The following is a 26,112-nucleotide window of genomic DNA, read 5'->3' on the forward strand; positions in this document are numbered from 1 at the left end:
CCACCTTGTGGCTAGGGAGCTTGATATGAATAGTTTAACTCCGCAGAAGATATTGGAGATGAGCAATCAAGAAGTGGAGGAAGTGTACGGTAAGAGGGATTATTTTCCTAATCGAGTTGGCAATTGGAACCTCAGAGAGGATCTCATTAATAAAAGGCTTAATCTCTATAAGTCGAATAGAAGCGACGTAATCTATAAAGGCTTTGAGATTGTCTATGGGAGAGATCACGGTACGATACTTAACGACGGGTTGTACCCATACTCGGGGTATACACGAGATGGTAATGACGTGTCCACAGAAGACGTAAAATGGTATGCCGGCTGGAGCGGGATCAAGATCCATAAATTTAACTTGATCAAAAAACCGTGGAATGACGCTCGAATTCCGGTAGTGAAAAGTGACTTTTATAAGGACTCGGCTACCCAGAATAAATTTCTGAAAAACGGAATGCTGGAAATCGCGATCCAAGATGCGCTTAATAAAGAATATGCAGGGCAAATTTATAAAAAATTCATGTACGAAAATCTGAATTCCACTCTGGCAGGTCAAGAAGTATACGACTTGAACGGTAAGCCCAAAAGCGGGAAATGGCTTGACTATGTACTTATTCTGCAGCCGCCAACGTACTATTCAGAGGGCTACGGTAAAGTCTATATTGAGAACAAGACTGGACACATCACCTATCTTGATATTCCGATATCGGCGCTCGGTGCAGTAGGACAGCAAGATATTTCAGCGATGTTCGAGACTTTACCACTTAAGTCCGATGCGGGCAAGGAAGTTGTCGTTGGAGTGCGGGTAACGTCGACATTTCCCGATACACAATCCACAAACTATAGCTGGGTGCTGACACAGAAGAGTGACGGCAAGAGGCTGACGTCGAGCGAGCATCAGTTGAAGTTCTCTGGGCATACGGTGGATGAAGCAGGTAAGCTGTCACTAGAAAGCGGGAAGGAATATTTGCTGTATGCCACATTTACGATGCCGGAAAGTGATGTGGATATTCAGTTCAAGATTAATGAAAAAGGCACTTCACCTGTTGAAAAGTTTCTCGGCAATAATATTATTAAATCAGCTCCAAACGCAGTCATATGGGCTCAACCGAAGCCGCTTGCATACAATGTGCTGACGAAAAAGGTTGCTCTTCCTATCATGGGAGGGAATGCGATGACAGCTCATCTTAGCTTGCCTTGGGGACAATGGAAAGGCAATGCCAGCGGTTCGCTTGACATCTTGAATCAATCGGTTGATCTGCTGCGCGACTTCACCGTCAAGAACAATCCTCCAGTTAATGAAGCAAGTGCGACGATTACCCGTCAACCAATCGCGAAATTCACGATCGACCGCAAGGACTTTGAAGATGATCCGATCAACAAGAAATGGTTGAATCTTCAAAATCCTGAGATCCCTCTGACCAAGACGGGGCAAATAAGTTACAGCGGCTCTGTACAGCGAAACTACGAATATACTTATCAGGTCTGTGATAAAGATGAAAAGGGTAATACCCATTGCACCACGTATACAGATAGGGGCACGGCAACGGCTGATTTTCCTTCGGGTACAGACAGCCCCGTCTATGAGATGTATGTCTATAATGGAAGAAGTACCATGCCTCCGCTTAGCTATAAGAATGAAATTGAGAAAAATGAGGAGACTTCGCACGCGAAGAAGTTATGGTGGGAGAGTGAACCGTATCTCTATAACGTGATCCGCTGGATGTATCATCTGAATGAGAAGGATGAGGCATATGGCTGGACTGCTGTAGGCGGACAGTACCAAAGAGCATTCACGCAGCAGGCGAGTGCTTCCGTGAATTGGAAGACCGAGAGCACCTTGAAACAGCAATACGAGCAAGCTCGTAAGGCTGCAGTGAGTAAGAGCGATCGCAAGTCCTTATATGACAAAGCGGTATTCGCAACCGATAAGGAGCTGCAGAAGTATGCTTATCCGATCAAGTCAGGCTATTATTTTAATCCTGCCGGCAGCTATACATTTACTGTAGAGACAGTGTCTTATAAACCGACAAATGGAGATACACAGGATCACAAGGATCTCGTGGGTACACTTGTGGACTCCTTCCGTTATGAAAGCGACCTGATCTATATTAACCAACATAAGGATGCGGTTAATCTTCGCGATGAACAGCTGCCGAAGCGCGGAGCTGGCTACGATCGCAAGCTGGGCGTCCTCACGGCGAAGAACAACCAAGGGGTAGATGGTCAGGTGATGCTCCAAGTGTTGGATCGAACCGCAGATGCGTCGCGTTATAGCAAGAAAGTGGAAGAAATCAAGCATTCACAAGAAAGCACCGGCTTCACGCACGAATACTGGAAGAGAGTGCTTGAAGGATATGCGGATTCGAAGACAGCGGACAGCTACGATAAGTACCGTTATCGGGAATATGTGAAATCCGCTCAGAAGATGTATAAGATAACGGAGAAGACAACCGTGACGATCGTCGTCAATCCTGAGAACATACCTGTCTACACCCACGCCCAGATGCCGAATGGCGAGTACAATGTGCGTGTGTGGATTGACAACAGCCAGCTGTCGAGAGGCAATCACGAATATAAAAAGCTAGGAACGCTAGCAGGAATCGATAATCTGGACAGCATGAAGATCACGGTTATGGGATCAATGCATGATGATCTGGACAATTAAAAGCATGAGATAAGTGCGGGTACCAGCCCCCCCACATATACGAGCTGATGAATCTTCGAACGAGTCGATTAATCGTAATGTTAGAAGAAGCAAATGAGTCATTAGTTCTTGATTATGTAGCTGTGCCACGATCGTTTAATACGATGTGGCACTTTTTATCGTTCTCTAGTTTGTAATAGACACGTTAATGCTTGTCGTCGATGATGATAAGTTCGAACGGGATGGACGGATTACAGCTTGCAGAGAAGGTTCGTGAGCTTGGTAAGCCTATCAAAATGATGTTTATGAGCGCCTATTGTGAGTTCGAATATGCTCAAAGGGCAATCGATTTGAAGGCAATCCATTATATATTACAACCAGTACAGGTTAGCTTCTCTTCGAAATCCACAACAAAATATATACTTGATTGTAGGATATGACACAAAGTTGGGAACTTACTGCTCATCCTCTATTTTCTGAGTACCTTTGAATTCTTTTGTACATCGTTTTGTTCTTCAAAGTATTAAAGATGCTCATATCAGGCTGGGTATTAATCTCCAAGACCCAGGGATTCATTTTATTATCAACTGCTATATCAACTCCGAATGCTCGTTTACTTCTATAACTTTTACCAAGGACAGTGCTTGCATCTCTCCCTAATCTCTCAATTTTTTGAATGTACTGTTTCCTAGATTTATCATTCAGATGTGATTGAAGTAAGGTATCTATAGGTAAGGGAGTTCCTCCAGAATGAAAATTCGTGACTACTTTATTACGCTTCGCCTGTCTTCCAATAATCCCCGTAACATCTAATGTTCCTTTTCCATTCTTTTGTACCATAACTCTGATATCGAACGGACGATTATTGTGTTCTAACAGTTCAATTCCTTCTTGAACAATATATTTGCCCCTAATTAGAATACTTTGAATTGAAATATATAAGTCATTTAATGAGCTAAAAATACGTGAATTCGAACCGGTGCGTAAAATAAGACTATTCTTGCCCCTATTGATTTTATATATCCCATGACCACCTGTTCCCTCATCGGGTTTTAAGTAAACTGATCTATACAATCTCAGCATTATTTTAATGTTAGACAAAGTTGCTTTTCGAGTGTCTGGCAAAAATTTGCGTATCATTTTATATTTCTTCATGAATTTATACTTTCCCAATTTCCCCATTTTATATTTTACCTTCTTCACACGATCTACCTCCAATTGTTTCGCAGAAGTATAAAAATCATTCATATTTCTAGGCCCCTATTGGTGGCTATTTCATTTCAGAATCAGTTATCGGGTGTTATCAGGAAGATCAAAGTGATTCTGAAATCGATAGGGTTTTCGTTTCAACAGAGGTGATACGGTTTTTCTCATCAACAAATACTACCTTAGGTTCCAGACCGGCTATTTCAGATTCGTCCATCAGCCCCAAGCTTAAGATGATCACGATATCACCGGGTTGAAACAGGTGCGCAGGGGGGCCGTTCAAACATATTTTTCCGGAGTTCTCGGCCGCTGGCAGCGCGTAAGTTTTCCAACGAGTTGCATTCCTCAAACTGGTCACTTGGATCATTTCGTAAGGTAAAATGTTTGCTTCCTTCATGAGCCTAGCGTCGATCGTAATGCTTCCAACATAGTTTAGATCAGCTTCCGTCACAGTGGCTCGGTGAATCTTGCCTTTACACATCAATCTAAGCATTGATCGGTCTCCTTTTTCACATAAATACGCTTCAACTTCTTCTCAGGACTGTACAGATACCTATTTGTTTGCATGCTATAGGTAAAAGCCGACGCTTATTCTAGTGATCAATATAAAATAAACGTATGACAAAGCATTGCATACGAATTGGCATATGATGAGCATGGGGGGCGTAATATGAAAAAATTTATTTTGCAATGTTCCCGATGTGGAGTCCGCCTCCCGTTCGCACTCAAGGGCAAATGCACATGTGGCGGAATGTTATTAGTCGAATTCGATACAGAACAAATTAGAATGTCCTTGAAGCGCGAGATGGTTCAAGAGCGCCCTTGGACGATGTGGAGGTACAAGGAATTATTACCTATTATAAACACAAGTCGGATCGTTTCTTTAGGAGAAGGCGGCACTCCGCTAATTCGTCTGAATCGGCAGGAGAAACGATTAGGCTTGGGGCCATTGTATTGCAAAAGAGAAGACCTTAACCCTACTGGCAGTTTTAAGGCGCGGGGGTTTTCGTCTGCAGTGACGCTGCTAAATGAACGGGATATTTTAAAAGTAGCAGTCAACTCCAATGGCAATGCTGCTTCGGCTTTAGCGGCTTACGCGGCACATTGCGGTATGGAGGCTTATGTTTTTGTTCCGAAGGACTGTCCGGGACTGATCGTGGAGGAATGCCTGCTTTATGGAGCCCATACTTTTCTCGTAAACGGCCTCATCCAAGATGCTGGAACTATTGTCACAGCTGGAGAGGAGGAGCAAGGATGGTCACATGTAGGCACTTTACAGGAACCGGGTAGAGTGGAAGGCAAGAAAACAATGGGGCTAGAAATCGTAGAACAACTAGGCTGGACATTCCCAGATGTTGTTATCTATCCGACCGGTGGTGGCTCGGGCATAATCGGATTATGGCGGGCATTCCTACTACTTAAAGAGCTCGGATGGGCTCATGGTGACTTGCCTCGTATTATCTCTGTTCAGGAGCAAGGATGTGAACCGGTCGTTCAAAGCTTTCTGGGGAATCACTATTCTACAAGCGAAAGCGAAGTTACCTCAAGTCCTACGGGACTACGCGTTCCGAACCCGCCTGATCTCGGGATTATCATATCCATTTTGCAAAAAATGAATGGGCACGCGATCTCCGTAAGTCGAACTGAGATCGAAGCAACTGTTAAAGAACTTGGGCATCACGGACTCAGTGCATCGCCGGAAGGTGCTTCGACTTGGTCGGCATTGATTAAGCTGCGCGAAAAACGATTGATAAAACCCGGTGAGAAGGTCATATTGTTTAATACTTCACATGCGAGTAAGTACTGGCCATGGAAAGTCTCCAAAGAAGTACCGGTATTAAATTCGTACACGGATTTTAAACAATGGAATGAAAGGATGTCATAGTGGATGCCTGGAAAATGGAGCTTACATCTATTTTATATGAGAGATCCAAATTCTCGTAAACTGCTGCCGGAAACACAGTTATTAAATTCCAAATCGTTTCGAGCATTAGTAGGAAGATACGGTTCAGTGTACGTCAAGCCCAACATGGAACATACAGGAAAAGGTATTATGAAAGTCTGGAAAATGGGCGGTTCCTATCGTCTCGTTAAAGTAAGGGGGAAACAGCGAAAGTTCGAAACGTTGAACGAAGTAACACGATCCGTCATGAATGAAGCTGGAGGAAAACCCCATATTGTTCAGAGAACGATAGACCTCGCTGAAATCAGTCAGCGACCCTATGATATTCGCGTTATGATGATGCGGGATCGTCATGATCGGTGGCTTTATACAGGTATGCTGGCAAAAGTAGCAGGGAAGACGAGCATTGTCACGAATGTTCTTCGCGGTAAAGGCTTCGTCCTTCCCGTGGAAGAGGCACTCCGGCGTTCTCTTACTACCGACAAAACTAGGCAAAAGCATATTTTAAGTACCATTATCAAAACCAGTTATACCATTTGTAAAAGATTCAACCACTATAAATATTCCTCACAAATCGGGATAGATTTCGCTTTAGACCGAAGTGGCCAACTGTGGATCATTGAGGTTAACTTCGACTATCCCTCTCACAGTTTATTTGCCCATTTAGCTGATAAACGTATGTACAAATTGATTAAAAAAACACACAGGGACTATTTACAAAGGAAGAGACAAAGAAATGCATGAATGACTTAGAGTTAATACTAATAAAAGCGGCCCGGATGAAGCAACCGGGCTGCTTTTGTATATACGGTCGTCGAGACTTTCTCGACAGCCAAAGCTCTATTCGGACATGGATGGAGCTTGATTATTAAATTCGCATTCCAATGCATGGAGCAAATGCAGCATTTCCAGATAAGCCTGAATTTGTGCCATTGTGATCTCTGCGTCGGCCAACTGATGATTAAGTTCATTAAAAATGTTCGTTTGAAGTTGATTTTCTGTCATTTCGATCTTGTGCGTCATTTGATTGGCTTGATGCTGGGATTGCTGGATGGATTGTTTCTGTTGGTTTTGAATTTCAGTGCTGAATTGGTTCATTTGACTGATTAGTTGATTGAGCTGTTGTTGATTTTGGCCTGTTAATCCCGACGAAGCCGAGCTCGAGCTTTGATTAGACGATAGTTGAGTTTGGGACAAAATTTGTTGCATTTGTTTAAGTTGATTCTCTAATGGAGATAACTCATTCGCTACTTCCGTTTTTACCGTTTCCGCGATTTCTGCCGCAATTCCCGATTGAGCTGCAGATTTTAATATTTCATCTTTTTTGGAAGTCATTTTTGTTGGATTCTTCCTAAGTTGATTTAGGGTTACTTATACACATACTCCAGAACATCAACATATAGGTCCTATACTCAATCAGGAGCGGTGCTCGTTTCAGGAGGAAGAGGAAGTAAAGCATTTGCAGCTTATGTCGGAAGGGATATTCACAAGAGTATCAACAGAAGAACAAGCAAAGAGTGGATACAGTTTAAGTGAACAGATAATGGCTTGTCGCAGCAGAGTAAGGAATGGATTTGAGGTGGTCTCAAGATTCGGACCGACTTTCTCGTAAGCTCATTAATCAGCTTATTATCTCGGAAGAGCTTGAGAAGAAAGCAGAACTTGTTTTTGTTAATGTTGAATATGAACGGACTCCCGAAGGAATGCTGTTTTATCAGATGAGAGGTGCTTTGTTGTTACTGACTACTCGCCACATGTGGAGTGCTGTGTGTCGCTCAAAAGGAAGTAGCATTTTTAAGAGCCGCATTTACCTGCTTGTAGAAGCCCGAAGGTCTTTAACGCTTGGGCTCTTTGTGTATTTTAGAGCTGGAATCCATATTGACTGAGAAATTAAAGCAGATACAAAGGTATCGGTTTGAGAATAAGTAGAATGATAGGTTTGAGCAAAGATAACATATATAGGAAGTGACATTTTGCGCGACAATCAAGAACCGTGCCCTCCTGTCACACGCGAATTTTGGCGTTTATGTAAATATTTATACGAAAAAGCTGGTAATTCAGTAATAAATACCGTAATATGGTAGGAGGCTATTTTATTTGGGGGAATTTCCATACACAAGGTTATTCGAGGTGGGAGTATTTGGGTGTTAGCAGCAGTTGAATTTTCAGAATACATCAAAGGGAGAGACTCAATTAACAATGAAAAAGATATTAATATTTGTATTAACTATTTCTATGGTTGCTATTCTTGCGGGATGTGGTGGGAAAGACAACTTAACAGTTTTTAAGAGTGAAGACAACAAGTTTCAGGTAAGTGCCTCTGATAGTTGGAAAGATGCGAACGGCACGCTACATCCAGATAGCAGCCTTCAAATCTATAATCCTCAAAAAGAAAAATATTTCATGGCAATACTTGAATCTAAAGAGGATTTCACCGATTTTTCACTACAATCGTATTATGATATAGTTACCGATTCATTCATTTCTTCATTGGACACTCCAGACCAAGGAGAAGTCAAGGAAGTTACGATTAATGGTAATAAGGCGCTACAATATACGCTTGAAGGTAATGCAGACAATGTAAATGTTGCTTATTTAGTCACCGTTATCGAAACACCTACACATTATGGTCAATTGGTAGCTTGGACGCTTAAGAGCAAATGGGATGGGTATAAAGACGAATATACGAATTTGATCAACAGTTTTACAGAAGTAAAATAATCCCTGACCTCTTGACCTGTATAGTTCTGAAATACCCCATTAACATGATACTTAATTATTAATAATAGCCTTTATTTAGGGGCTGTCCAATACGGCACTAAAAAGTAAAAGTAGATGGAGATAAACGCACGTTTTATCTCCATCTGCTTTTTTGTTTTTTGGGGACTAGCTCTCTTTTTAGTAAACAGATTGTAGTTAGCTAGTAAGAAGCATATTCATAAGCATAGCTATAGGCTGCATCAAAGCAAGTATGACAAGAAAAAGGTGGTTATTGTTTTTGATATCCATCATCGTACCTAGATTAAGTAAGGCGAATGCAGCTAAGATACCCACAAAGTGAATATTAAATAAATTAATAACCGAAAATCTTCTTGCGTTCATGCACATCTAGGCCCCAGCCCACATACAATGTAAAACTAATCATCTTGTATGCCGGGGAGGGGGTTCCCCTTCGGTAATTCAACCTGGGGGTGCTTTGTTCATGGGATTGTTCGCTGCTCTCGCGCTGTTTATTAAGCAGTTGTCGTTACTCGTATCTTATGTGAAAAATAATGCCTTTCCGCAGCCACTGCAGGAGGAAGAAGAAGCGAAGCATCTGCAGCTTATGTCGGAAGGTAATGATGTTTCGCGTAATATACTGATTGAACATAATCTACGTTTAGTAGCGCATATCGTCAAGAAATTCGATAACACCGGAGAGGATCTGGAAGACTTGATCTCGATCGGTACGATCGGGCTCATTAAAGCGATCGAGAGCTTCCAGCCGAATAAAGGGACGAAGCTGGCTACATTCGCGGCACGTTGTATAGAAAATGAGATTCTGATGCATCTTCGAAGTTTGAAGAAGACGAAAAAGGACGTTTCTTTGCATGATCCAATTGGAACTGATAAAGAAGGAAATGAAATTACTCTGATAGATATCCTCGGCACCGACGGAGACGATGTCGTGGAGAAGGTGCAGCTTAAGATCGAGAAGAGCAAGATATATCGCAATCTCGATATCCTCGATGAGCGTGAGCAGGAGGTAATCCGTGGGCGCTTTGGCCTTGACGGCGGAGGCGACGAGCGTACGCAGCGGGAGATCGCGAAGGAGCTTGGTATCAGCCGCTCATATGTGTCGCGGATCGAGAAGCGAGCGTTAATGAAGCTTTACCATGAGTTCTATAAAGCGAAGCGGTGAGGGATGAGCAGGCGCGCTGGAAAACACAGGCGCCTGTTTTTTTGTTGGTAAAAAACATTTTGCTAAGGGAATGAAAGGATGAGCATTGCGATATTGACGGCATACGAGGTTGAGGTTACCATATGAATTGGTACCTCCTGTACAAGAAGCCTTTGTTTGGGCCGGTGGCTTTTACCGAACTGTGGAGTAAATTTGAAGAGTAATTGGCCCAGAAGGATGCCAAGCTGTTGGATGAATTGGATGCGCTTTAATTCCGTGAGGAGCGGCTGCTGAAGCTTTTGCTGAGCACCTCTTACGCTTAACGACGCAGCCAAGCATGACGTCTGTCATGCAATTACTTCAGCGAGTGCTACCGCAAGCAGGTCGGTGAGTAAGGGGAGGTCAATATGGCCATTAGGGCTTGTTTGTGATCTTGTTCACTTGAAGTATGACAGATTTTTTAGCAACAAATGAAAGTGTAAAGCATTCAGAAAGCTAAAAGGAGACAACTATGAACACAAGAAAAGACTTACAACAATACCCTTATATGAATGCAAGCTTGTCTATTGAAGAAAGAGTTGCGGACCTTTTATCGAGAATGACACTTGAAGAAAAGGTAAGACAGCTTGATATTTATTCAGGAAATGAAATTTCCGATTCAGTAGAAGGCTTAAATGCAGATGCGCTTAACTATGAAAAAATGGAGAAGATATCTGCTGGAATTGGAATCGGTTGCATCCAAAACCGAAACTCCAAAGCAGAAACAGCCAATAAAATTCAGGAGTATATCATCCAAAATTCAAGATTGGGGATTCCGGTACTCTTCAGTGAAGAGGGACTTCACGGTTTTGGATGGAGAGGCTGTACAGTGCTCCCTCAGCAGGTTGCACTTGCATCAACGTTTGAGCCTGAACTCGGATATAAACAAGCAAGAATAATTGCTTCCGAGGCGCGCAGCTTTGGTATACATGAGGTGTGGGCACCTGTTCTCGACCTTGCCAGAGAAATCCGTTGGGGACGTGTGGAAGAAGGATACGGAGAGGATCCTTATCTAGGGTCTCTGTTTGCGGAGAGCATGGTTAAAGGGCTCCAGACGGATGACCTCACAAGACCCGATGCCGTAGTATCGGAACCAAAACACTTTACAGGATACGGTGCTCCAAGGGGAGGACACAATTGCGCTCCTGCTATGATGGGACAATTCGACAATGCATTTTTCTGTCTGCCTGTATTTGAGGCTGCTTTCCAAGCGGGTGCCATGAATACCATGTGTTCGTATAACTCCATTGACGGCGTTCCTGTAGCTGGCGACCATTCGCTGCTTACCGGTGTACTCCGCGACAAGTGGGGCATGAAGGGCTTCGTAAGATCGGACATGACTGCTGTCTCCATGCTGCATACCTGTCACTATGTTGCCGAAAGCAAACGTGAAGCTATCAAAATGGGCCTTGAGGCCGGCGTTGATATGCAGCTTTATGACTTTCCACATGATATATACCAGGATAGCATTATTGACCTTGTAAGATCAGGCGAGGTGGACGAGAAGGTTGTAGACACAGCCGCAGCACGTGTCCTTACCGTTAAATTTACAGTAGGACTCTTTGAAAATCCATATACGGATATCGAGCTTTCTAAGAAAGTTGTCCACTGTGAGGAGCACGTGCAGACGGCTCTCGAAATTGCAAGAAAGTCGATCACCCTGTTGAAAAACAGCAAAAATACGCTTCCCCTTAAGAAAGACATTGGCAAGATTGCCGTGATCGGACCAAGCGCGGATGTTCCACGTTACGGGGATTACAGCAGCCCTGTTGTGCCTGAGCATGCGGTTACGCTGTTGCAGGGCATCAAAAACATCGTTTCGGACAAGACCGAAGTTATCTATGCCAAAGGATGCGAGATTCTGGAGTCCGACCTTATGCCTTTACCAGACAAATGGCTCAAGGACAATGCCGGCAACGATGGGCTTCTAGGTGAGTACTACAATTCTCTTTCTTTTGAGGGAGAACCTGCTTGCGTGCGAAATGACAGACAGATCAACTTCAACTGGATTTACACAAAGCCTGCTGACGGCGTAAACGCAGATAACTTCACTGTTCGCTGGACAGGCAAAATTAAACCGGATGCTACAGTGGATGGTTACATTGGACTCAGCAGCATGGACAGCATGCGTCTGTGGGTAGACGGCGAGTTGATTGTTGACGGTTGGGGAGCTCATGACGCTAACCAGATGGTTGCGTTCAAATTTGTCGAGGGCGAGGAGTACGACGTAAAGGTTGAGTATCTCAACGATTCACGTGGAGTAAGGGTAATCCTCGGTTACAGCCTTGGCAACAACGATATGGACGCAGCGGTTAAAGCGGCACAAGAGGCTGATGTTGCAATTGTTGCGGTAGGTGATAACGAGCAGACCTGTGGAGAAAACCTGGACAGAGCGGATCTTAATCTTCCAGGAAGACAGCTTGAACTCGTTAAGAGAATTTATGAAACAGGAACGCCTGTTGTTCTTGTTCTCCAAAATGGACGTCCGATGTCGATCACTTGGGAGGCAGAGCATCTGCACGCGATTATCGAGGCATGGTTTGTTGGCGAGCAGGGCGGAAATGCCATTGCAGAAGTTATTTTCGGAGATTTCAATCCTGCAGGTCGCATTCCGATGTCTTTCCCGAGATCGGTAGGTCAGCTGCCTGTATTCTATAATCGCAGACCGTTCTATGGACATAAATATGTTGAAATGGACTGGCTTCCATTGTACCCATTTGGGTATGGTCTGAGCTACACAACATTTGAGTACTCAGATCTTGATATTTCCGCAAAGGAAATTGCTCCGGATTCAACAGTGGATGTATCGTTTAACGTAACCAATACAGGAAATGTCGCTGGTGAGGAAGTTGCTCAGCTTTATATCAGGGATGAATTCAGCAGTACGGTCAGACCATGCAAAGAGCTTGCAGGATTCAAGCGAATTCACCTTGAAGCAGGCGAAACAAAGCGCATCACGCTGACACTGGGATACAGACAACTCCGAACACTTACTAGAAACCATGAATGGGTTGTGGAACCGGGTAAATTTGAGGTAATGGTCGGATCTAACTCGGATGACGCTCCATTGACAGGAGAGTTTTTCGTTCGGAAATAAATTTATAGAGCTACTAATACAAAGAAAAAACGGACATAACAGTCCGTTTTTTCTTTGTTGTTATCATTGGATCTGGCAACTTGTACCTTATCCTACTCCATATTTTTTTATAAATCTAACGTTTGTTGACTGTGGAATAACGTTTTTTGTCTGGAACCAAGTAAACGTTTTCTTTTACAATTAACTTGTCAAAACAATTAAACAAACGGAAGGGGTGACCGACATGAAGACAAAGACTGGACGAAAGCACCTAAGAACGCGTTGGCACAAGCATGATACTGAACTGACGCTCTTGGCGTTGCCGACCACCGTGTGGTATATATTGTTTTGCTTCTTGCCTATGTTCGGTATCATTATCGCATTCAAGGATTTCAAGATATCCGGGGGATTTATAAGCAATGTAATTAACAGCCCGTGGGCCGGTTTAAAAAACTTTGAATTCCTGTTTAAATCTAATGATGCTTGGATCATCATACGAAATACGCTTGGGTACAATTTAATATTCATTATCCTGAATATAGTAATACCTGTTGCTTTAGCGCTGATGATCGGTATGCTGCATAACCGCAGAGCGGGTAAAGTTTATCAGACCATGATGTTCCTGCCTTACTTCCTGTCCTATGTGGTGGTATCCGCAGTAGCTTGGGCATTTCTAAGCTTCGACAAGGGTATCGTCAACCAATTTCTCGTAGGGATGGGCAATGATCCAGTGAACTGGTATATGGAGCCGAAATACTGGCCGTACTTCCTGATTTTCATTAATGTTTGGAAGAGCTTGGGTTATGGTATGGTGGTATACTTGGCGACCATCACTGGTATCGATAACACGTACTATGAGGCGGCCGTAATTGACGGCGCTTCCATTTGGCAGCAGACGAAGTATATTACACTGCCTTTGATGAAGCTGGTTATCGTGATGATGTTCATCTTGGCCGTAGGCCGTATCTTCTACACGGATTTCGGCTTGTTCTATCAGGTTCCGAAGGATTCTAACTCTCTCTATAACGTGACCACCACCATAGACGTGTTAGTGTATAAACAGCTCAAGACCGCTACAGTAGGTATGGCTTCCGCTGCTGCATTTGTACAATCCGTGATGGGTTGTGTAACCATTCTCACCGCTAACTGGATCGTTCGTAAAATAGATCCGGACAGCGCGATGATGTAGAGGAGGCAGAACCATGGCAACAACAGCAACGACAGTTCAACATCAGTCCGGCCTTGAGAAATACAACCGTATTGGCAAAGGGGTCAACCTGCTTTTCAACTTCATTTTTATCCTGCTGGCGCTGGTTTGCGTAGTGCCGGTAGTGGTTATACTTTCGATTTCTTTATCTACTGAGGATTCGATTCGCCAGATAGGGTATCAAGTAATACCGTCTGATTTTTCCCTTGAGGCTTACAAATTTATTGCTCAGCAGGGAACGATGATCCTACGAGCGTTGGGTGTATCCTTATTCGTTACGGTGGTCGGCACCGTGTTGGGGATACTGCTCACCACTTCAATGGGCTATGTAATCTCCCGACCGAATTACAAGCTAAAGGGACTGCTAACCTGGATCGTATTCATCCCAATGGTATTCAACGGCGGTATGGTCGCGAGCTATTTTATCAACGCGAATCTGCTGGGTCTTAAAGATACCGTTTGGGCACTCATTCTGCCATTGGCTGTCTCATCCTTTAACGTCATTATTTGCAAAACTTTCTTCAAAAGCACCATCCCGGATGGTCTGATTGAATCTGCAGAGATTGACGGCGCTAGTCAGCTGCGTATTTTCTTTAAGATCGTGCTGCCTATTTCACTGCCGGTAATAGCAACCATTGGACTGTTTCTATGTTTTAGTTACTGGAACGATTGGTTCCAGTCCATGCTGTACATCAGCGATCAGAACCTGTTCTCTCTGCAGGCCTTGCTGAACAGCTTGATGAGCAATGTCGATGCTCTTGCAAAGAACGCTTCTACAATGGGTGTCAGCGCTGCAGAATTAATAGCCACCATGCCGAAGGAAACCGCTCGTATGGCAATAGCCATTATCATTGTCCTGCCTGTGGCCTTTGCGTATCCATTCTTCCAGAAATACTTTATTTCTGGATTAACAGTAGGCGCTGTGAAAGGTTAACCTGAAATAAACCTAGTTTACTGGGTTTATCATAACATCACCGTGAAGGCATACGGTGGAACAACTTCAAAAGGGGGAAATAAAAGTGAGAAGATCCATGAAGTTTCTATCCACACTCTGTATTGCAATGCTCTTGATGTCCTCTCTTACGGCATGCGGCAGCTCGAAGTCCAATGAAGGGGACACAGCTTCCGATTCCAAGACGGAATCAAGCAAGACTGCCGATTCTGGTGAGATCCCTACTCTAGTGTGGTGGACGATCGGTGGCCAAGTTCCTGCCAACTTCGACAAAGCTATTGCAGCAATGAACGAGTACACAGCTGAGAAGATTGGTGTGAAGATCGACATCAAGGTAGCTAGCTGGGGCGAATGGGACACTAAGATCAACACTGTCGTGAACACAGGTGAACCATTCGACATCATGTTTACGAACAACACGAAGTACAGCCAACAGGTTGCAATGGGCGCATTTGCCGACCTTACCGACCTCGTACAAAGTGAAGCTCCTGAATTGTACAAGCTTATTCCTGAAACAGTTTGGGATGGTACCAAGATTGACGGTAAGATCTATTCCGTTCCTACCTACAAGGACTCGGCTGTAACACAGTACTGGATGTTCGATGACAAATATGTACAGAAATACGGTATTGATCTCAACAGCATCAAGACTATGAAGGATCTTGACAAGCCTTTCCATGACATGAAGGCTGGAGAAGGCAAGAGCTTCTATCCGCTGCCATTGCACCAAAGCGATGGATTTAGCGGAATGCTGAATCCCTACGACGATCTGACGCTTGGTATCCAACCAATCGGCGTGAAGGTCGACGATCCATCTCGCAAGGTCGTTTCAGTGCTAGAGCAGCCTGACGTTATGGAAAACCTTAAGCTCATGCATCAATGGTACAAGGATGGCATCATTAACCCTGACGCTCCTACCAAGGGAGAGCCGGACAAAGCTCGTCCATTCTTCAGCGCTCAAGCATTCCCAGGTGCAGAAGCAAACTGGCAGATTACAGAGGGAGTTCAAAAGTACGACATGATTCAGAACTTTGGCCCTCTTTACACTACCAGCACAATTCAAGGTTCTATGAATGCGATCTCTTCGAATTCCAAGTATAAGAAGGAAGCATTGAAGTATCTGCAATTGGTTAACACAGATCCTAAGCTGCGCAATATGCTGGCTTTCGGTGAGAATGGTGTGGACTACAAAAATGTTGACGGTGAAAAGGTCATCGAGCGTGTATCGGATACATGGCCATTGGCTGCTTATACTCAGGGCACATTCTTCGACTTGGCTGTAACTAAGGGTGCTCCTGAAGATCAATGGGAACAAGTTCGCAAGCTGAACGAGCAAGCAACCGCCTCATCCGTTTTGGGATTTGCATTAAACATTAAAGACCTTTCTACTGAGGTAGCAAATACCAAGGCTGTATGGGACAAATACCGTTATGAACTCATGTCTGGCGCTTCTGATCCAGAGGTAATGGTACCGAAGATCGTTGCTGAAATGAAAGCTGCTGGTATGGACACGATTATGAAGGCTGCTCAAGAGCAGATTGACGCTTACTTCAAGTAATTGTAAAATCCGAATGTACAACTTGAGAACTCGAACGGTATAGTCATCTGCCGTTCGGGTTTTCTTGTTCATAAGCTAGTTATCTTCCATGAATATGCAATTGATTTTTAAACGAGTACATTATAAGGTGGAGTTAGATGCATAACCACAAGAGCCTACTTTCAAGGGGGCGTCACATGTGTTCGTTCTTTCAGATTAAGATATATCGCAACAAGTTTATTGCATACACGCTATTTGTGGTATTTATAGGTCTGGCGATTGGGGTACTGACCTGCGCGGTACTTCTGTATCAGTGGGTGGATAACGCTCGAAACGAGGCCGCAAGCGGCTTTGCCCAGGTTGAAAATACCCTGCAGTATGATGCTGATCGCATCGAGGCTTACATGCAGCGAGTCTATTCCAATAGAGGCTTGATGGCGGATGTTAGCTGCTTTCTGGGCAATAGTGCAGAAGGGTACCTCTCTAGCAGGCTTCAAGATAGTCGTTATAGCCAGCCGCTAGTATCTTTTCCTGACGATATTAAATCGTTCTTGAATAGCGGGGGGCAGGGAGACATCACGCAGATTAGTCTGCATACCGAGCAGCGTGGTAATGTGGTTCGCTTTGACAGCAATGGCAATTCCAGTTTCCTATTTCAGGTACCTAACACGGATGCAATCTTCCGCGAGTCGATCCATAAAGGATTCGTATACCGCAAGAAATTGTCGGATCCGAACCAGATCTCTCGCCAGATCGGTGAGTTCCGTTTCTTGGTCAGCAGTGACCGGGTTTTTAAGCCCGTGCAGAATAACCCTTTATACAATGCGGCAGCCGTAAGTTCTACCGGTGAGCTGTATTTCGTCACCGAAGATCGCAACACGGAGGAACTGGCACGTCTAGCGGTGGCGGACGGACGCAAACATGGCTTTCTTTCAAAGGGCGGGTTGGATCGCGTATTTTTCGAGACCTATCCCTCCAGCAAGTTTAATTATCAGTTCGTCGTCCTCGTGGACTTAGCTACGTTGATACGTGATAAAGCGAATGTACTTCTCATCGTATTTCTTATCGTATTGACGTCAATGATCAGCGTGCTGCTGTACATTGTTTACAACCTGCATGATGATGCGAGCTTCCTTCAACGGATCATCGATACGATTGGACGCGTGAAAAGCGCCAACTTTACAACGGATACTCTAGCCCGCTATCGACGCAACGAATATGGCATGATTGCTCGGGAGTTGGATGACATGGTGCTACAGCTTGATAAGCATATCCGAACCGAATATTTATTAAAGCTTAAGCAACAAGAGACCGAAATGAAAGCGCTTCAGCACCAAATCAATCCTCATTTTCTGTACAATACGCTAGAGGCTGTCCGCTCGACGGCTCTGGTGAACCATGACGTTGATACAGCTGATGCCATTGCTACATTGGGAGCGCTGTATCGAGATATTGTGAAAAATGAAAATATCATTTCCATAGAAAAAGAGCAGGATTTGCTTGAAAAGTACCTGAAAATCATGGAATTTAAATTTCCAGAGCGGTTTTACTATCAGTTCAATGTGGACAAGGAGCTTTTATCTTTATCCACCGTCAAATTCTGGATGCAGCCACTGGCGGAGAACTTTTTTGTTCACGGCTTTAACCGTGACAATGAGTTCAACTTGTTAGTGGTTAATGGCTGGGAAGCAGATGATCACTATGTGTTGGAGTTTGTGGACAATGGCAGATGGATCACCGAGGAGCGCTTGGACGAGATTCGGCGTACCCTGTCCAGTAGCGAAGATGCTCCTGTTAAGAGCATAGGTCTGCGCAATGTGTATACTCGGCTGCATTTTTTCTACGGAGAAGGCTTCTCTATGGAGATTGAAAATAACTTAGAAGCAGGGGTTAAGATATCTGTGATCATTCCAAAGGAGGCAGTTTGATATGTATAAACTTCTGATTGTGGATGACGAGCCTCAGATTCTGGAGGGGATCAAGCGAACCCTGGATTGGGAAAGGTACGGCTTTGGCCACATCGAGACCAGTGAAACCTATGAGGACGCTATTTCAAAGGCTGTGGAGTTCTATCCGGATCTAGCTATATTCGATGTATGTATCGGCAATGATCGCGGCTACGATGCTATTCGCAGGCTCAATGAGTTAGGTCTTCCCGCAAAGTATATCATCATGAGCGGATTCAATGATTTTAAGTACGCCCAAGAGGCCATTCGCTGCGGTGCGAAGGACTACCTGCTTAAGCCCGTGGAGCGCTCTAAGCTGCAACATGCAGTTGAAAAGATCATTATAGAAGATCTGCACGGCACGCTAGAGGGTACGGATCATGACGACATGAACAAGGATCCAGTGCTGGGTGTGCGGTACGAGGATCTGTCCAAGCTGACCAATCGCATCCTGCTGATGGTCAAAGTAGAGTATGCTCAGAACATTACCTTGAAAATGGTTGCGGAGCGCTTCCGCATGAACGGAACATACCTAGGGCAGTTGTTCCTTAAAGAGACAGAGATGAAATTTTCGGAATATCTAATGGCTTACCGTATGCTGCGTGCACGGGAACGCATTCTATCGACTGACGAAAAGATTGCCAGTATCGCCCTTTCTGTGGGATATCCGAATCTGAACTATTTTTATACTCATTTTCACAGTTATTTTGACAAGTCGCCCTCAGATCTAAGGAAATAGGAATAACGTTAAGCAACGGTGAAAAGGAGATCGTATATGCGACAACATCATACCATTGGTCGTATCGCCTTGACCTTCATGCTCATCGTGATGCTGGTACCGGCTTTAGCGGGCTGTTCTCCGTCGACCGGCGATGACGAGCACGCCCAATTACCCAAAGATACGGTTAATCTGATTTATTACACGATTGGGGAGCCGGATAAGGATCTTAAGATGGTGAATGACAAAATCAACGAGATTACGGCCAAAAAGATCGGCGTCACCATCACCTACATAAAGGTGGGCTGGCAAGAGTATGAAGACCGACTGAACACCATGGTGTCAGCGGGCACTCCCTTTGACATCGCTTATGCTCCAGAGTACGCAACCTATGTGCAGCGCGGCGCGTTCCTGCGGCTTGATGACTATCTCGCCAGTGTGGGCAAGGAAATGTATGACAGCATCGATCCCATTTTTTGGCAGGGTGTGCGTATGGATGACGGCGGCATCTACGGCGTACCGACGAACAAAGAGCTGGCTGTACAAGAGCATTGGATGTACCCAGATGAGCTTGTGAAAAAGTACAACATCGATATCTCAAAGTACAACACGTTGGATTCCTTGGAACCGCTGCTTCAAATGATCAAGCAACAGTCGCCCACTTATCTGCCCATGGAACTGGACAAGGACTCCCATAACTTTTTCTTGTTGGATGGCTACGAGTATGTCATGAATCCGAAGCTACCGCTTATGGTACGCTCTGTGGAGCCCGACTCCCCGGTGGTAAATATCTTCGAAACCGAAGAAGCGCGGCATGTGCTGGACACGCTGCGGCGTTACTATCAAAAGGGCTACATTAACGAGGATGCCGCCTTGCGGGAGAAGCAAGGGCTAAAGAAGGGCAAGCGCGTGTTCTGGAAAGCCTCGGGGGGAGGACCTCTCTCGGAAAGCAGCTGGAGCAAGGATCGCGGCTACAAGGTGGTGGCCAATCCTGTGACTCCTATGTTGGCTACAACAGAGTCCGTACGAGGAGGCATCATGGCTGTCAATGCAGATACCAAGTACCCTGAGGAATGTGTGAAGTTTCTCAATCTGCTGAATACAGATCCAGAGGTACGCAACCTGTTCAACTACGGGATTGAAGGCGTACACTACACGCTGGATCACAACGGTCAGGTGGTGCCCATACCTCCAAAGGACAAAGACGGCGAATTGATCCCAGACGCACCGCCAAACTATGCGGGGGTAACGTTCACTCAGGGCAACTGGTTCATTTTAAATACGATGGGTGGAGAGTACCCAGACCCCTTGAACAAATGGGACGAGTACCGCAAGTTCAACGCCAATGTCGTTCAATCGAGTATACTGGGCTTTACGCCAGACTTATCGCAGATGCCTATTCAGGTGCAGAATATACAGATGGTCTGGGAGAAATATTATCCCAGCCTTATGACAGGCAGCGTGGACGTTGACACGGAGCTGCCTAAGTTCAACCAGGAGCTCAGACAGGCAGGCATCGAAGAGGTGCGTGTTGAGGTGCAGAAGCAGCTTGATGAATGGCGCGCCGCGCATAGATAGTAAATCCCATTGCCTATTTTCAAATAGGTCATGTTGATAGAGGTATTATAAGGTCTAAGTTGCAGGCTGCTTCCTGAGGGGATGCGGCTTGCTTCGTTTGCGTTACCATCCATGTTCGTTATAAATTGTATATATCTATTAATGTTAATTGTATTGCAATCGTGAATTGCGAACAGGATGAGGAGATTCGTAAGAATGATAAGAGAAAAGATCCTGGCACATCTCAAATCGCAGATCAACATGGGTAATCATATTATTGGCGTCGCCACAGGTGCGGGAATAACAGCAAAGTATGCTAATCAGGGCGGAGCTGATTTCATCTTGATGTTGAACTCAGGTCGATTTCGTCAAATGGGGAGGAGCTCACTCGCTGGTTTTTTGCCCTTTTGCAATAGCAATGATATGGTCATGGACTTTGCATCTCGAGAAATTATCCCCTTAGTTAAGGATATTCCGATTATTTTTGGGCTGAATGCCACTGATCCTACCAAGAATATGGAAGCATACATCCGTGAAATCAAAGATAAGGGCTTTGCCGGGATTAATAACTATCCCACCGTGGGATTAATCGATGGTCTGTTCGGTGAAGCAATTCAAGAAGATGGTAACCTTTTTCGACTCGAAGTAGAAGCAATCAGAATCGCGCATGAGCAGCAACTGTTCACAGTAGCCTTTGTATTTGATGAGAACCAAGCCGTACAGATGATCGAAGCAGGGGCAGATGTCATTTGTGCACATTTAGGCCTGACAGAAGGCGGTTTATTGGGCGCCAAGAAAGTATTCTCCCTGGAAGCTGCCAAGGTCAAAGCGGACAACATATTTCGTGCATGTAATGCTTTAAAGCCGGATGTTATCAAGCTCGTGTACGGCGGTCCTGTGAAAACACCAATTGATGTTCAATATATGTATAGCAATAACGACAATTTGATGGGGTATATCGGGGGATCTGCTTTTGAGCGGATTCCATCGGAGAAGTCCATTACCAATATAACGAAAGCCTTTAAAGTAACAGGGAAGCTTGATGAAGAAGATTTAATGGTCAAAATGTTAGACGGCATTACCAAACACTATGATTATGTTGAATTCGTGAAGGAATACGTGGCTCAAAATTATATGAACGAGATTTCGTTTATCGATTTAGCCAAGGTGGCTCATGTATCCAGAAGTTATCTAAGCAGTCTGTTTACAAAGAGTGTAGGCTGCAGCTTCCAGAAGTATATCGTGCAATACCGGATCGATAAGGCAGCCGAAATCTTAGACCGCGAAAACATCCAGTTATCGGAGTTAGCGCCCTTAGTCGGTTACCAAGACTATGCCCAATTTAGCAAAATGTTTAAGAAGTATAAGGGTTGCACCCCAACACAATATAAATCTAACATAAACACAAAAACATAAGACATAAAAGCGTTTTCACAAATGAGCTGCCGCAGTATGATTAATTTATAGTTAATCATACTTTTTTTATGGAGAGCGAGGTTAAACAAATGAAGACAATTGCTATTGCAGGAACATTTGACACCAAGGGTGATGAATACCTGTATATCAAAAATTTGATTGAAAGCTTGGGACTCCATACGTTTACGATTCACACTGGTGTGTTCGAACCTACCTTTACGCCTGATGTATCGAACCATGAAATAGCGCTGGTAGCGGGTGTCGAGATGAGCGAGCTTGCGGCGAAGAAAGACAGAGCATTAGCAACAGAAGTATTATCGAAAGGTATGGAAAAACTCGTACCTGAACTATACAAGCAAGGTAAATTTGATGGAATTATTTCCTTTGGAGGAACTGGCGGCACTTCACTCGTGACTCCTGGTATGCGGGCATTGCCGATTGGTGTGCCCAAAGTGATGGTGTCGACCGTCGCTTCAGGGAATACGGCGCCATATGTCGGAACGAGCGACATTGTCATGATGCCATCCGTCGTCGATGTTGCAGGGCTAAACTCCATTTCAACCAAGATCTTTACGAATGCAGCATTTGCAATCGCAGGGATGGTCCAATTCGAGAATAAACAAGTGATCGAGAAAAAGCCATTGGTTGCGGCAACGATGTTCGGGGTCACAACGCCATGCGTAACGGCCGCAAGAAATTACCTTGAAGCAAGAGGATATGAAGTGCTTGTGTTCCATGCCACAGGTGTAGGCGGACGATCCATGGAAGCGTTGATTGAAGCTGGATTTATTGAAGGTGTCTTAGATCTTACTACAACCGAATGGGTTGACGAAATTATAGGCGGTGTTCTGAATGCGGGACCTCATCGGTTAGAGGCGGCAGGCAGACATCGCATCCCACAGGTCGTATCTGTTGGGGCGTTGGATATGTGCAACTTTGGGCCATACGATACGATTCCGGAGAAATTCTTCGGGCATAAGTTCTATAAGCACAATCCGACCGTAACCCTCATGCGAACCACGGTTGAAGAAAATGAAGCTTTAGGCAAAAAGCTGGTCGAGAAATTAAACATGGCCAAGGAGAAAACGGTATTAATGTTACCTCTCAAAGGCATCTCTGGCATTGATGTTGAGGGTCAAGCTTTCTATGGTCCAGAGGAAGATCAGATGCTATTTGATACGTTAAGACATGGAATTAATCGAAATGTCGTTGAGCTCGTCGAAATGGATTGTGCCATCAATGATACCGAATTCGCAGAGGCAGCAGCACAGAAGCTGATCGATTTAATGCAAAAATAAGATGACTGAATAAGTAATGGAGGCGTTATACATGAATAAACAAACAAGAACTGAAATTATCGCAAATTTTAGAGAAGAAGTGAAGAATGGAAAGATTCTGCTTGGTGTAGGCGCGGGCACAGGGATCACAGCGAAGAGCAGTGAAGCAGGCGGCGCGGATATGCTGATCGTATACAATTCGGGACGATACAGAATGGCGGGACGCGGATCCCTCGCAGGATTATTGTCTTATGGCGATGCTAACCAAATTGTCGTCGAAATGGGCGCGGAAGTATTGCCTGTTGTGAAGGATACACCGGTATTGGCAGGCGTCTGCGGAACAGATCCATTCCGAGTGATGGAGGTATATCTCAAGCAACTGAAGGATCAAGGATTCAGCGGCGTTCAGAACTTCCCAACCGTAGGATTGATTGATGGTGTATTCAGACAGAACTTAGAAGAAACAGGCATGGGTTATGGTCTCGAAGTCGAAATGATCCGAATTGCCCATGAATTGGACATGCTTACAACGCCTTATGTATTTGATCCTGAGCAAGCGAGAGCGATGGCGGAAGCTGGCGCCGATATACTTGTAGCTCATATGGGATTGACGACTAAAGGGACGATTGGAGCGAAGACGGCTCTGACGCTTGATGATTGTGTCGAGAGAATTGAAGCAATTATTAGAGCAGGGAAAGAAGTCAATCCAGATATTATGGTCATTTGTCACGGAGGTCCTATTGCTGAGCCGGAAGATGCAGCGTATGTCATTGAAAGAACAGAAGGAATCGATGGATTCTTTGGGGCATCGAGTATTGAGCGATTTGCGGCTGAGAAGGGCATTAAAGAACAGACACAATCATTTAAAACCATTACAAAATAAACGCGGGAAGGCGCAGCTTACGGCTGCGCGCGATTGAACTAGAAGCGGTCAGCAATAGTGCTGGCTGCTTCTTTTGTGTAAAATGAAGAAAAAATAGGAGTGCAAATAGATTATTATAGTTTTGAGCGAATGCGTTGATGATGTATAGAGGAGGATATAAGGTGAATTCGAGTTTTTGGTTAGACAATGTCCGCCTCGAGAGCGGATATGAGTACGAAGATGGCATTATCGTAGGCACTAAGACGGAACTTAATAGAATACACGTAGAAGCAGGTAAAATAGTGGAGATCGCGCCTATGAGCGGTCCATTGCGAACAGAGCTCCCCATTATCGATGGACATGGTCGACTTCTGCTGCCTTCATTCAGAGAAATGCATATCCACTTGGATAAAACGTACTATGGCGGCCCGTGGAAAGCAGTTCGTCCAGCAGCACGCGGTATCTTCTCCCGTCTGAAGGAAGAAGAAGAGCTGCTGCCGAAGCAATTGCCAGTCGCGAGAGAAAGAGCAGAGAAGCTGCTTGAGCTCATTCAGCGAAATGGCGCTACGCACGTGCGTACCCATTGCAACATTGACCCGTATGCTGGACTCGGCAATCTTGAAGCGACCTTGCGGGCGTTGGAAGCATATCGAGGTAAGCTATCCTGGGAGATCGTTGCGTTTCCACAGCACGGGCTGCTTCGTTCAGACTCCGTCAGCCTAGTGAGGGAAGCGATGCGCTATGGAGCTTCACTTGTCGGGGGTGTCGATCCCGCGACAGTCGATGGCAATATCGAGGCCTCATTGCAGGCGATGATGGAGCTTGCAGTAGAAGCTGACGCCAATGTCGATCTCCACCTGCATGATCGCGATTCATTAGGTGTGTTCACGATGAAGCGCCTAGCTCAGCTTACAGAAGAGGCTGGATGGCAGGGTCGGGTTACGATTAGTCATGCCTTTGGCTTGGCAGGCGTTCCGGAGCAAATTGCTGAGGAAGTGGTGGACATGCTGGCCGCACAGCAGATATCCATTGCTTCGACTGTGCCGATCGGCAAGCTTGTAATGCCGATTCCGCTGCTCCATCGCAACGGAGTGAACGTGCATCTCGGTCAAGACAGCATTACGGATCATTGGTCTCCATTCGGAACGGGCGATAATCTCGAGAAGGCAGGAAGGTTAGCCGAGTGCTATGGCTGGAGTGATGAACGCAGATTAGAGGAAGCTCTTGGATTCATAACAGGCGGTACTACTCCATTAAATGAAGCGGGTATACGAGTTTGGCCTGCAGTCGGAATGGAAGCCAATATGGTGCTGGTCGACGCGAGCTGTGCTGCCGAAGCGGTGGCGCGAAGGGCGGGGAATAGATCTGTATTTTATAAAGGGAAGTTAGTGTCAGGCAATCGCTAAACTCGATTCTTTTCTTTATACTGTCTATCGGTTAATATATCGATGGAGTGATTATTCTAGCACTAAATTAACGTTTTGGAGGTGTAGCAACTGGTTGCTGCAATTGCACTATTCATCGCTGCTGGACTTGCGGAAATAGGCGGCGGATATTTAGTTTGGCTGTGGCTGCGTGAGTCGAAGCCATGGTGGTATGGTCTTATTGGAAGTCTCGTGTTGATCGCGTATGGAATTATTCCAACTCTGCAGAAATTCCCTTCATTTGGCCGTGTATATGCAGCATATGGCGGTGTGTTCATCGTGCTGGCACTGTTATGGGGGTGGTTGATAGATAAGAAAACACCTGACTTATACGATTGGATCGGCGGGATTATCTGTGTGATTGGGGTATCGATCATGTTGTGGGCTCCGCGCCACTAATTCATGAAAACTTTGGTAATTTATTACAATAATACAGTTTTTTATCGTATTTAAAATAAATGTGATATTCTA

General features: G+C 44.9%; 20 protein-coding genes. 17 read left to right on the forward strand and 3 right to left on the reverse strand.

Annotated elements, in window-relative coordinates; genetic code table 11:
• Positions 1-25 precede the first annotated feature (25 nt).
• Positions 26-2,662, forward strand: coding sequence for a hypothetical protein (locus ACXX53_RS10345; protein ID WP_458568566.1), 2,637 nt, complete (start codon positions 26-28; stop codon positions 2,660-2,662).
• A gap of 441 nt (positions 2,663-3,103) precedes the next feature.
• On the opposite strand, the gene ACXX53_RS10350 is transcribed toward ACXX53_RS10345, so the two are convergent.
• On the reverse strand, positions 3,104-3,889 hold the full coding sequence (locus ACXX53_RS10350; protein WP_458568567.1) for a YheC/YheD family protein: 786 nt from the start codon (positions 3,887-3,889) through the stop codon (positions 3,104-3,106).
• 64 nt (positions 3,890-3,953) lie between these two features.
• A complete protein-coding gene (gene panD, locus ACXX53_RS10355; protein ID WP_458568568.1) occupies positions 3,954-4,340 on the reverse strand; it encodes an aspartate 1-decarboxylase in 387 nt (128 codons plus the stop codon).
• Positions 4,341-4,517: 177 nt separating this feature from the next.
• Here panD and ACXX53_RS10360 point away from each other — a divergent pair, with 177 nt between their 5' ends.
• On the forward strand, positions 4,518-5,732 hold the full coding sequence (locus ACXX53_RS10360; protein WP_458568569.1) for a threonine synthase: 1,215 nt from the start codon (positions 4,518-4,520) through the stop codon (positions 5,730-5,732).
• Between the two features lie 3 nt (positions 5,733-5,735).
• Positions 5,736-6,494, forward strand: a complete 759-nt coding sequence (locus ACXX53_RS10365) for a YheC/YheD family protein (RefSeq protein ID WP_458568570.1) — start codon at positions 5,736-5,738, stop codon at positions 6,492-6,494.
• A 96-nt stretch (positions 6,495-6,590) separates the two neighbouring features.
• Here ACXX53_RS10365 and ACXX53_RS10370 read toward each other — a convergent pair whose 3' ends face one another.
• Positions 6,591-7,085 (reverse strand): hypothetical protein, encoded by a 495-nt coding sequence (locus ACXX53_RS10370; RefSeq protein WP_458568571.1) that lies wholly within the window; start codon positions 7,083-7,085, stop codon positions 6,591-6,593.
• An 864-nt stretch (positions 7,086-7,949) separates the two neighbouring features.
• On the opposite strand from ACXX53_RS10370, the gene ACXX53_RS10375 reads away from it, so the two are divergent.
• The 14 genes from ACXX53_RS10375 (at position 7,950) to ACXX53_RS10440 (ending at position 26,040) form a co-directional block, all read left to right on the forward strand.
• Positions 7,950-8,471, forward strand: a complete 522-nt coding sequence (locus ACXX53_RS10375; RefSeq protein ID WP_458568572.1) for an LptM family lipoprotein — start codon at positions 7,950-7,952, stop codon at positions 8,469-8,471.
• Between the two features lie 481 nt (positions 8,472-8,952).
• Entirely contained in the window at positions 8,953-9,651 is a 699-nt protein-coding gene (gene sigK, locus ACXX53_RS10380; RefSeq protein WP_458568573.1) for an RNA polymerase sporulation sigma factor SigK, read from the forward strand.
• Positions 9,652-10,141: 490 nt separating this feature from the next.
• The gene (locus ACXX53_RS10385) at positions 10,142-12,766 is read left to right on the forward strand and encodes a glycoside hydrolase family 3 C-terminal domain-containing protein (protein WP_458568574.1); all 2,625 of its coding nucleotides are present in this window, start codon (positions 10,142-10,144) and stop codon (positions 12,764-12,766) included.
• 223 nt (positions 12,767-12,989) lie between these two features.
• Complete coding sequence (locus ACXX53_RS10390; RefSeq protein WP_458568575.1) at positions 12,990-13,934, forward strand: ABC transporter permease; 945 nt, start codon at positions 12,990-12,992, stop codon at positions 13,932-13,934.
• A gap of 13 nt (positions 13,935-13,947) precedes the next feature.
• Positions 13,948-14,886 (forward strand): carbohydrate ABC transporter permease, encoded by a 939-nt coding sequence (locus ACXX53_RS10395; RefSeq protein ID WP_458568576.1) that lies wholly within the window; start codon positions 13,948-13,950, stop codon positions 14,884-14,886.
• 85 nt (positions 14,887-14,971) lie between these two features.
• Entirely contained in the window at positions 14,972-16,462 is a 1,491-nt protein-coding gene (locus ACXX53_RS10400; protein ID WP_458568577.1) for an ABC transporter substrate-binding protein, read from the forward strand.
• Positions 16,463-16,638: 176 nt separating this feature from the next.
• On the forward strand, positions 16,639-18,369 hold the full coding sequence (locus ACXX53_RS10405; protein WP_458568578.1) for a sensor histidine kinase: 1,731 nt from the start codon (positions 16,639-16,641) through the stop codon (positions 18,367-18,369).
• Position 18,370: 1 nt separating this feature from the next.
• Complete coding sequence (locus ACXX53_RS10410) at positions 18,371-19,126, forward strand: response regulator transcription factor (protein ID WP_458568579.1); 756 nt, start codon at positions 18,371-18,373, stop codon at positions 19,124-19,126.
• 36 nt (positions 19,127-19,162) lie between these two features.
• Positions 19,163-20,683, forward strand: coding sequence for an ABC transporter substrate-binding protein (locus ACXX53_RS10415; RefSeq protein ID WP_458568580.1), 1,521 nt, complete (start codon positions 19,163-19,165; stop codon positions 20,681-20,683).
• 195 nt (positions 20,684-20,878) lie between these two features.
• The gene (locus tag ACXX53_RS10420) at positions 20,879-22,078 is read left to right on the forward strand and encodes a phosphoenolpyruvate hydrolase family protein (RefSeq protein ID WP_458568581.1); all 1,200 of its coding nucleotides are present in this window, start codon (positions 20,879-20,881) and stop codon (positions 22,076-22,078) included.
• Between the two features lie 89 nt (positions 22,079-22,167).
• The gene (locus tag ACXX53_RS10425; RefSeq protein ID WP_458568582.1) at positions 22,168-23,376 is read left to right on the forward strand and encodes a Tm-1-like ATP-binding domain-containing protein; all 1,209 of its coding nucleotides are present in this window, start codon (positions 22,168-22,170) and stop codon (positions 23,374-23,376) included.
• Positions 23,377-23,407: 31 nt separating this feature from the next.
• Positions 23,408-24,238 carry a phosphoenolpyruvate hydrolase family protein gene (locus tag ACXX53_RS10430; RefSeq protein WP_458568583.1) on the forward strand — a complete coding sequence of 277 codons (831 nt, stop codon included), beginning with the start codon at positions 23,408-23,410 and terminating at the stop codon, positions 24,236-24,238.
• 161 nt (positions 24,239-24,399) lie between these two features.
• Complete coding sequence (locus ACXX53_RS10435) at positions 24,400-25,623, forward strand: amidohydrolase family protein (RefSeq protein WP_458568584.1); 1,224 nt, start codon at positions 24,400-24,402, stop codon at positions 25,621-25,623.
• A 90-nt stretch (positions 25,624-25,713) separates the two neighbouring features.
• Positions 25,714-26,040 (forward strand): YnfA family protein, encoded by a 327-nt coding sequence (locus ACXX53_RS10440; RefSeq protein ID WP_458568738.1) that lies wholly within the window; start codon positions 25,714-25,716, stop codon positions 26,038-26,040.
• The last annotated feature ends 72 nt before the right edge of the window (positions 26,041-26,112 follow it).

This window comes from Paenibacillus marinisediminis, assembly GCF_054343325.1.